The 8,200-nt window shown below is 70.7% G+C and carries 11 protein-coding genes and 1 pseudogene; 2 read left to right on the forward strand and 10 right to left on the reverse strand.

Annotation, left to right across the window (positions count from 1 at the left end; genetic code table 11):
• Positions 1-99: 99 nt before the first annotated feature.
• The 5 genes from Q2100_RS25850 to Q2100_RS25870 are packed head-to-tail and all read right to left on the reverse strand — an operon-like array spanning position 100 to position 1,671.
• Positions 100-462, reverse strand: coding sequence for an Asp23/Gls24 family envelope stress response protein (locus Q2100_RS25850; RefSeq protein WP_302916365.1), 363 nt, complete (start codon positions 460-462; stop codon positions 100-102).
• Positions 455-634 (reverse strand): hypothetical protein, encoded by a 180-nt coding sequence (locus Q2100_RS25855; protein WP_302916366.1) that lies wholly within the window; start codon positions 632-634, stop codon positions 455-457. Before Q2100_RS25855 ends, Q2100_RS25850 begins: the two co-directional genes overlap by 8 nt.
• Positions 631-906: a hypothetical protein gene (locus Q2100_RS25860; RefSeq protein ID WP_302916367.1), complete on the reverse strand. Its 276-nt coding sequence runs from the start codon at positions 904-906 to the stop codon at positions 631-633. Before Q2100_RS25860 ends, Q2100_RS25855 begins: the two co-directional genes overlap by 4 nt.
• Complete coding sequence (locus Q2100_RS25865; protein ID WP_302916368.1) at positions 896-1,210, reverse strand: Asp23/Gls24 family envelope stress response protein; 315 nt, start codon at positions 1,208-1,210, stop codon at positions 896-898. Before Q2100_RS25865 ends, Q2100_RS25860 begins: the two co-directional genes overlap by 11 nt.
• Positions 1,210-1,671: an Asp23/Gls24 family envelope stress response protein gene (locus tag Q2100_RS25870; protein WP_407667696.1), complete on the reverse strand. Its 462-nt coding sequence runs from the start codon at positions 1,669-1,671 to the stop codon at positions 1,210-1,212. The genes Q2100_RS25865 and Q2100_RS25870 overlap by 1 nt, the downstream gene beginning before the upstream one ends.
• Before the next feature lie 177 nt (positions 1,672-1,848).
• On the opposite strand from Q2100_RS25870, the gene Q2100_RS25875 reads away from it, so the two are divergent.
• Both Q2100_RS25875 and Q2100_RS25880 read left to right on the forward strand, forming a co-directional pair.
• Entirely contained in the window at positions 1,849-2,409 is a 561-nt protein-coding gene (locus Q2100_RS25875) for an RNA polymerase sigma factor (protein WP_407667694.1), read from the forward strand.
• Positions 2,400-2,849, forward strand: a complete 450-nt coding sequence (locus Q2100_RS25880; RefSeq protein ID WP_302916370.1) for a hypothetical protein — start codon at positions 2,400-2,402, stop codon at positions 2,847-2,849. The genes Q2100_RS25875 and Q2100_RS25880 overlap by 10 nt, the downstream gene beginning before the upstream one ends.
• 24 nt (positions 2,850-2,873) lie before the next feature.
• On the opposite strand, the gene Q2100_RS25885 is transcribed toward Q2100_RS25880, so the two are convergent.
• From Q2100_RS25885 to Q2100_RS25905, 5 genes and pseudogenes are all read right to left on the reverse strand, one after another.
• Complete coding sequence (locus Q2100_RS25885) at positions 2,874-3,695, reverse strand: serine hydrolase (protein WP_407667695.1); 822 nt, start codon at positions 3,693-3,695, stop codon at positions 2,874-2,876.
• Positions 3,696-3,735: 40 nt separating this feature from the next.
• A complete protein-coding gene (locus tag Q2100_RS25890; protein WP_302916371.1) occupies positions 3,736-4,392 on the reverse strand; it encodes a methyltransferase family protein in 657 nt (218 codons plus the stop codon).
• Positions 4,393-4,495: 103 nt separating this feature from the next.
• Positions 4,496-5,200: an HNH endonuclease family protein gene (locus tag Q2100_RS25895; RefSeq protein WP_302916372.1), complete on the reverse strand. Its 705-nt coding sequence runs from the start codon at positions 5,198-5,200 to the stop codon at positions 4,496-4,498.
• The gene (gene recG, locus Q2100_RS25900) at positions 5,197-7,419 is read right to left on the reverse strand and encodes an ATP-dependent DNA helicase RecG (RefSeq protein WP_302916373.1); all 2,223 of its coding nucleotides are present in this window, start codon (positions 7,417-7,419) and stop codon (positions 5,197-5,199) included. The genes Q2100_RS25895 and recG overlap by 4 nt, the downstream gene beginning before the upstream one ends.
• Before the next feature lie 2 nt (positions 7,420-7,421).
• Positions 7,422-8,200 (reverse strand): annotated as a pseudogene (locus Q2100_RS25905) (DAK2 domain-containing protein); the annotation flags it as partial.

An 8,200-nucleotide genomic window follows, 5' to 3' on the forward strand; every position in this document is an offset into this window, starting at 1 on the left:
GCAGCACACCGGCGTAGCCCGCACCGGCCGCACGCAGCGGTTCGGGCGCGGGCCGGACCTCCGGCCCGGCGGCCGGGGTGATGTCGGTGGCGGTGGCGCTCATCGCAGCCTCCCGTGTTCGTCTGGTGGGACGACCGCGGCCACGTGCACATCGACGCCATCGACGACGAATCCGCTCAACGAGCCGAGGGCGTCTCGGACCCGGAGCGCCACTGCCTCGGCGGTGTGGGTCAACGATCGACCCCAGCCGGCGGCCACCTCGACGGTGGCGTGCACGTGTTCACCCCTCACCGCGACGTCGGCGCGCGGCAGCTCTGTGCCGCCGAGCACCCGGGGTCCGCGGCGCAGCCGGTGCACGCCCTCGACGCCGAGTGCGGCGGCGAGGGCGACGCTCTGTACGGCGCGTTCGTGAACCACGAGCCGGCCGCGGGAGCCGGGGTCATCGACCACCGGCTCAGCCACGGCCCCGGCCTCGCAGCAGGGCGATCGCGTCGAACTCGCCGTCGCGGTGCCCGCCGACGAGGTACCCGGCGGCGCCCAACACGAACGCGAGCAGGAATCCGGTGAATCCGCCTGCGGCGGCGGCCACACCGAGCAGCAGTCCGGCCAGTAGGCCGGCGGTTGCGGTGGTCATGAGGTGGTCCCTTCGTGGTTCTCGATGAACTCGTGGTCGTGGATGACGAAGCGCCTGCGGCGCAGTGCCAGACGCAGACGGCTGCCCAGCCGGCGGAGCCTGCTGCGCGCGGTGGTCGCGAAGACCATCGGTGGCGGTTCGGTGCACCCCGTGGCGGAGAGAGCCGCGATGAGGGCGGCGGCGCTGCCACCGGCGTCGGGGTGGTGAAGGCGGATGGCGGCCCGCCGGGCTCGGCGGGCCGCCAGCGCGTTCTCGTCGGTGCTACCCGGCATCGACGGCACCGGCCGGTTGGTCCCGGGTCGCGATGTCCTCGACCGTCACGTCGATCGGCGCACCGGGGACGGCGGCGGCGACCGACTCGCGCACCAGGGCGGCGGTGCGGCGCACCGGCGCGTCGGCCCACACGACGATGTGCACCTCGAGGCCCGAATCGGTGAACCGGACCCCGCTGACGCGTCGCCCGGGCAGGTAGGTGGCGACTTCGCCGAACATGCCCGGGTGCAGTCCCGCGACGCCGGGGACCGCGCGGGTGAGCGCGGCCACGGTGTCGGCCGGATCCTCGACGCCGGGCGGCACTACTCGACCCTGGACAGGCGGCTCGCGGCGACGTCGCCGGGCTGCTCGTCGGCGATGAACACGTCGTGCACGGTGATGTCCACCTCGACGACCTCGAGTCCGGTCATCCGCTCGAGCGCGGCGATCACGTTGCGCCGGATACCGGTTGCCAGATCGGCGATGGACACGCCGTACTCCGCGACGATGTCGATCCCGACCGCGGCCTGCTTCTCGCCCACCTCGACCGAGACACCCTGGGAGTGGTTCACCGAGGCGCCGGGGATGCGCTCGCGCAACGCGCCGACGGCGCGACTGGCGCTGCCACCCAGCTCGTGCACGCCGTGCACCTCGCGAGCCGCGATGCCGGCGATCTTGGACACCACGGTGTCGGCGATCGACGTCCTGCCGTGGCCGGTGGTCAACGGCCCGCCAGCCGGTTCGGTCGGCACGATCGACCTCGTCTTGCCCTCGTTGTTCTGCAACGTGCTCACTTCTGAACTCCTCTCTGCTGTGTTCACGACTGTTGGTCGGGCGTGCCCGCGCACACCGAACGCCGCACCGCTGTGGCGATCGCCACAACGCCGAAGGGGGTCCGGTTCCGAATGACTGCATGACGCCGCGACGAGCGGTGCCGGACGAAAGCGACAGCAGTGGTGGATATGCCTGTGGCGCCGGCGCCGGTGGACGACGACTGCGGCCTTGCGGCCGCCGCGGCAGCCGGCGACCGGCAGGCATTCGAGCAACTCGTCCGAAGGCACGGGCCTGCACTGCACCGGTACGCCCGCCGGATGACCAGGGACGAACACGCCGTCGCGGACATCGTGCAGGAGACATTCGTGGCCGCATGGCGGCGCATCGGCGGTTTCCGCGGCGATTCAGGGGTGCGCACCTGGCTTTTCGCGATATGCCAGCGCAAGGTGGTCGACTCGCACCGCGTCAAGCGGGCGGTGCCGATCGACGACCGGCTGATCGACCCGGCGGACACCTCGTCGACCGCCGATCCGTTCGCCGCGGTGTCGAACGCCGCATTCGTGGCGGCGCTGGAGGCGGCGCTGGTCGAGTTGCCACCGCGACAACGGGCGGTGTGGATGCTGCGGGAAGTGGAGGAATTGACGTTCCCGGAGATCGGCACGATCCTGGAGTTGAGTCCGGACGGCGCGCGCGGACACCACCACCGAGCCCGCGCCACTCTTCAGCAGAGGTTGCAGCGATGGCGATAGCAGACCACGAGGGGGTCGGCTCCTTCGCGCGCGCCGGAACGGTGCTGCGCGCGGTGCCCGAGCCGGGTTGGTCGGCGATCGAGGAGCGGGTGATCGCCGCGGTGCGGGCGACCACGCGGGGCGGCTGGCCGATCGTCGTCGCCAATCCCGCGCCGGGGACCGCACCCGGCGCCATCGCGATCAGCGACCTGGTGTTGCGCGCCGCGCTGGCTCGAGCGCTGCGCGGCGACGGCGGCTACGTCCTGTCACACGTCGAGGTCGACGTCGACGACGTGCGGGCGCTGCGCGGCGTCCGTGTCGAACTGGCCGGCCGCTACGGCGCCGACCTGCACGCCGCCGTGGCCCGTGCGCTCGAGGTCTGCGCCGAGGTGGTGCTCGACCTCGTCGGCGCGGTAGACGGGGTGGCGATCGACGTCGCCGTGACCGACATCGTTGAGTGACAACGGGATTCGCCGTACCCGTCGCTAAGCGGGTCCCAGCAGGATGCGGCTGACTTGCGTCGTGGTCTCCACACCGTCGTCATAGCCGCCCTCGCCGTCGAGCGAATTCATGATCGCCAACGTGTAGCGCTGCTGCGGCCCGGCGAATCCCACCGTGTTGACGACCCATCCGCCCTGCTCCTGCGACCATCCGTTCTTGTTGCCCGGCGCCATGGCGCCGCCAGCGCCCCACACTCCCCACTGCTGGTCGCGGTCGACCCGCTGCATCTCCGCGACGACCGCGGCGGCGTCGGCGGGCGGCAGGCCGGTCAGGACGAAGTTCATCAGACCGTCGAGGTCGGCGGCAGTGGCCTTCTGGAAGCCCCAGTACGGGAACACGTCGCCGAAGCCCGGTTGCGGGCGCACATTCGGCATCCCGTAGCGGGGGAAGTTCTGGTTGAAGGCGTTGTCGGTGCCCCCGTAGCGCGCCCACAGTGCGTCGGCTGCCGCGTTGTCCGAACTACGCAGCATCGCGACCATGAGTCGCCGATCCTCCTCGCCGAGCCGGAGCGAACCCGCCCGTTCGCGGGTGAGCAGGTCGGCGACCATCGCGAGTTTGATCGTGGACGCCGTCCACACGAGGGTGCCGGCGTCGGCGTTGCGGTACCTGGCTCCCGTCACACGATCGCGCACCACGATTCCCACGGTTCCCGGCCGTGTCGCAATGTAGTTCTCTGCTCTGGTGATTCGGGCGCGCAGGTCACATTGCGCATCGTCGGGTCCGCACGCCGCACCGGCAACGGGGGCGGCACCACCGGCCGAGAAGAGCAGGGCGGTGACAACGGCGAACACGGTGACCGCTCGCACAGGCCTGCCTCTCTTCCTCACGTCGCGGGTCGCACGACCTTCACCGACGCGGTGATCGAACATCGGGTCGCCGGCCGTCTTCGACCGAATCTGTGCCGAAACGTCCGACTCCCGGGATGAAGCGTCCCACCCGGCGGCCGTATTCGCGGTAACGCGCGCCGTGGGTGCGCAGCAGGTACGGCTCTTCGACGACACGGACCTGGAGCTCGATGGACACGGCCAGCAGCGCGAAGCCGAGCAGGGCGAGCACGTTCGGGTTCATCAGTGCCACGCCGGCGCCGAAGACCAGCATCGCGGTGAAGATGGGATTGCGCACCCAGCCGAAGACTCCGTTGTCGACCAGCTGGGTCACCTCACCGGTGTCGACGCCGATGCGCCACGAGTCGCCCATGGACTCCTGGGCCCACAGTGTCGCCGCGATGCCGAGAACAGCGAGAATCGTTCCCGCGACACCGAACAGCGGATGGTCCAGCGCCCCGACCGGGGTCAACGCACCGACCAGCTGCAGGATCGGCGCAACGGCGCCGGCCACGACGGCGATCGCGAAACCGACGCCTGCGAGCCACTCCGTCGATCCGGGCGTGCCGTGAAATCCCCGCATGCCCGTCGATCCGGTGCGGCGCCACTGCAGGTAGCTGCGCCAGCCGAGGCCGGTGACGATGAACACTGCGTAGAGCGCCAGCGCTGCACTTGCCATGTGAATGCTCCTCTCGTATCGACGGTTCGACCATATATAGCCATATGCGCATGTGTCTATACCTAGCTCGCGGCTGTGAAGGGATCTCCCGTTCGTCGCCACCTCAACCCGTCGGGCAGGTGGCTGCGGCGTCGCGCAGCGTGACCGCCGAGCGGGTGTCCACCGGCAGTCCGTACCCGCGCAGCACCGCCGAGAACTGGACGGCGTACTGACACCAGAACGCCCGGTTCGGTGGCATCCACTCGGCCGGCGTGTCGTCGCCCTTGTCCTGATTGGCCGCACCTGACACGGCGATCAGGTTCGCCGGGTCGTTGGCGAATCTGGCGCGCAGATGATCGGTCCAGTGCCGGGCGCCGAGGTCCCAGGCCAGTGCCAGCGGGACGAGGTGGTCGATCTGCACCGACGCCCCGATCTGGTTGCCGCGCACGAAGGCCACCGTGGCGTTGGTGTACGGGTCGTGCAGCGTGCCGGTGGCCACCGCGGTCGGGCAGCGGCTGATCGACACATAGGTCTTGTCCACCAGGTCGCGTTCGAGGATGTCGTTGCGGGTGTCGCAACCGTTGCGGCCGCCGGGCGCGTCGGTGTCGTCGGTCCACGACTCGCCGAAGGCGGCCCGCCGGTAGTCGTTGCCGCGGAGCCTGCCCGGCACCTCGGGCACCCCGGCGAGGATGTCGGTTCCCGGTGTGACGGTCGGGATCTCGGCCTGGGCGACGAACCGCCCCGGCGACTGCCCGGTGTTGACCTGTACGGCCACCAGCACCGCGAGCACCGCGGCCACCGCCACCCACCACGTCCGTCGCCTGGTCACGTCTTGTCCAGGTAGTCCACGTCGGTGTCGGTGAACTGGGCGGCGAGCAGCGCCATCCCCGGGTCCTGCGGCGCTTGGGTGTAGTGCTCCTCGCACAGCGCACGGGCGTCCTGGATGATCTCCAGATGGTCGACCAGCGACAGGAAGTGCAGCTTGAGCCGGCGCCCGGACTGGTTGAGGCCCAACACGTCCCCCTCGCGGCGCTGTTCGAGGTCCAGGTCGGCGAGCTCGAACCCGTCCAGCGTGCTCGCCACCGCCTTCAGCCGCGCACCGGCTTTCGAGCCCTCCGGCAGCCGGGTGGCCAGCAGGCACAGGCTGGGATGGCTGCCCCGGCCGATGCGGCCGCGCAGCTGGTGGAGCTGGCTGATGCCGAACCGGTCGGCGTCCATCACCACCATCACCGTCGCGTTGGGGACGTCGACACCGACCTCGATCACGGTCGTGCACACCAGGACGTCGATCTCGCCGGCCCGGAACGCCGACATCACCGCGTCCTTCTCGTCGGCCGGCAACCTGCCGTGCATGAGCGCCAGCCGCAGCCCCGACAGCGGACCACCCTTCAGCCGGTCGAACAGCTCCACCACGGTGGTGGGCGGCGGTCCGCCGCCGGCGCCCGGCTCTTCGTCGGATTCGTCGATCCGTGACGCCACCACGTATGCCTGCCGCCCGGCGCGCACCTCTTCGGCCAGCCGTGCCCACGCCCGCTCGAGCCACGCCGGTTTGGCGGAGACGAAAATGGTGTTGGTGGTGATCGGTTGCCGTCCGCGCGGCAGCTCGCGCAGCGTCGAGGTCTCGAGGTCGCCGAAGACCGTCAGCGCCACCGTGCGCGGGATGGGCGTGGCCGTCATCACCAGCAGGTGCGGGGTGAGGCCGGCAGGGGCCTTGGCGCGCAACCGGTCCCGTTGTTCGACACCGAAGCGGTGCTGCTCGTCGACCACCACCATGCCCAGGTTGTGGAACTCCACCGCGTCCTGCAGCAGCGCATGGGTGCCGATCACGATGCCCGCCTCCCCGGAGGACACGGCGGCGCGCACCTGACGCTTCTGTTGCGGCGACATCGACCCGGTCAGCAGGGTCACCGCGGTCGCCCGGTCGGCGCCTTCGAGCTGCCCCGCCATCGCCAGCGGACCGAGCACATCGCGGACCGATCGCTCATGTTGCGCAGCAAGCACTTCCGTGGGCGCCAGCAGCGCGCACTGATAGCCGGCGTCCACCATCTGCAGCATCGCGAGCACCGAGACGATCGTCTTGCCGGAGCCGACCTCGCCCTGCAGCATGCGGTTCATCGGCCGATTGGCCGCGAGTTCGGACGACAGTTCGACGAGCACCTCGCGCTGACCGTTCGTCAGCTCGAACGGCAGCCTCTCGCGCAGTCCGGCGACCAGACCGTCGTCGCGCAGCGGTGCCGCAGGGCCGGACTCCCCGAGCTCGCCGTGGCGCCGGCTCACCAGACCCCACTGCAACCCGACCGCCTCGTCGACGGTCAGCCGGTCCCGGGCCCGGTCGCGTTCGGCTTCGCTCTCGGCCAGGTGGATCGCCCGTAGCGCGGCGTCTTCCGAGACCAGATCGCGTTGACGAACAACGTTGGCGGGCAACGGATCAGGAACGGGATCGAGCATGTCGAGTGTCTGCCGCACGCACGCGTAGATGTCCCAGCTCTGCACCTTGGCGCTGGCCGGGTAGATCGGGAAGAAGTCCCGCTCGAACGCCGCCAGCAGGTCGTCGCCGGTCTCGCCGGAGGCGGCCGCGATGGTCTTGAGCGACTTGGTGCCGATCTTCTTTCCCAGCGGCGACTCGAGGACGAGGAAGTCCGGGTGACTCAACTGAAGTGTGTTGCGGAACCACTTCACCTCACCGGACAACATCAGCCGGGTGCCGACCGGCAGCTTGTCGATCATCCAGTCCGCGTTGAAGAACGTCGCCGTCACCTTCGGTGTGCGTTTGCCGATGGTCAGGCGCAGGTACTGGCGCCTGCGCTTGCCCGGCTGCGCCTTCATGAATCCCGGGTCGGCCTCGGTGATCTCGTCGACGAAGGTGACGTGCTCGCCTTCCTCGAGATCGAGCGCCTCGCCCTCACCGCGCACGGTCATGCCGTCGCTGTACTTGCGCGGGTAGTGGCGCAGGAGGTCGTTCACCGTGCGGAGGCCGAGGTGCTCCTCGAGCTTGCGTGCCGATTTCGCGCCGATGACCTTGTCGAGGCGGTCGGAGAGGGTCGCCACGGCTATTCGACGCCGATCAGCAGCGCGTCACCGCCGTGGCCGGTGTGATAGGTGACCAGTTCGGTGCCGAGGTGCTCGCGGTGCACGTGTTCGCGCAGCGCCGCGCCCACCGACGCGTCGACGCCGTCGCCGGTGAGCACCGTGACCAGTTCGCCGCCCGCCACCAGCAGCAGGTCGATCAGTCCGGCCGCGGCGGCGGTGAGGTCGGGGCCCACGATCAGCACCTCGTCACCGGCGATGCCGAGTCCGTCGCCGGGCCTGCAGGTGCCCGCCCACGTCAGCGCCTCCTCGGTGGCGGTGCGCACCGTCCCGTGCCGGGCGGCCGCGGCGGCGCGGGCCATCGTGTACCCGTCGTCGACGGCCTGGCGTGCGGGATCGTGCACGGCGAGGGCTGCCAGCCCCTGCACCATCGACCCCGCGGGCACCGGCACCACGTCGATGCCCCAGCCGATCGCCGCTGTGCATCCGGCGACCAGCTCCTCGGCGGCGACATAGCCGTTGGGCAGCACCATGATCTGCGCGGCGCCTGCGTCGACGAGGGCCCGCAGCAACTGGCTTGCGCTCACCGGACCGTCGGGGGCGGGCCGCAGCACCTGCGCTCCCTCACCGCTGAACAACTCCTCGGCGCCTGCGCCGTCGACGATGGCCAGCACCGCCCGGTCACGGCTCCACCCCGCCGCGGGCCGGGCGGCGGCGGCGCCAGTCAGCGCCGTGATCTGGATGCGGCTCGGTGTGCCCACCGCGAGGCCGGCCTCGACGGCGGCGCCCGCATCGTCGGCGT

Source organism: Mycolicibacterium arseniciresistens, from assembly GCF_030519285.1.
Taxonomy (GTDB): Bacteria; Actinomycetota; Actinomycetes; order Mycobacteriales; family Mycobacteriaceae; genus Mycobacterium; species Mycobacterium arseniciresistens.

Excerpts from the sequence above, each read along its gene's own strand:
- Q2100_RS25855 (WP_302916366.1), bottom strand. The coding sequence starts at position 634 with ATGACCACCGCAACCGCCGGCCTACTGGCCGGACTGCTGCTCGGTGTG.
- Q2100_RS25860 (WP_302916367.1), bottom strand. The coding sequence starts at position 906 with ATGCCGGGTAGCACCGACGAGAACGCGCTGGCGGCCCGCCGAGCCCGG.
- Q2100_RS25875 (WP_407667694.1), top strand. The coding sequence starts at position 1,849 with ATGCCTGTGGCGCCGGCGCCGGTGGACGACGACTGCGGCCTTGCGGCC.
- Q2100_RS25880 (WP_302916370.1), top strand. The coding sequence starts at position 2,400 with ATGGCGATAGCAGACCACGAGGGGGTCGGCTCCTTCGCGCGCGCCGGA.
- Q2100_RS25890 (WP_302916371.1), bottom strand. The coding sequence starts at position 4,392 with ATGGCAAGTGCAGCGCTGGCGCTCTACGCAGTGTTCATCGTCACCGGC.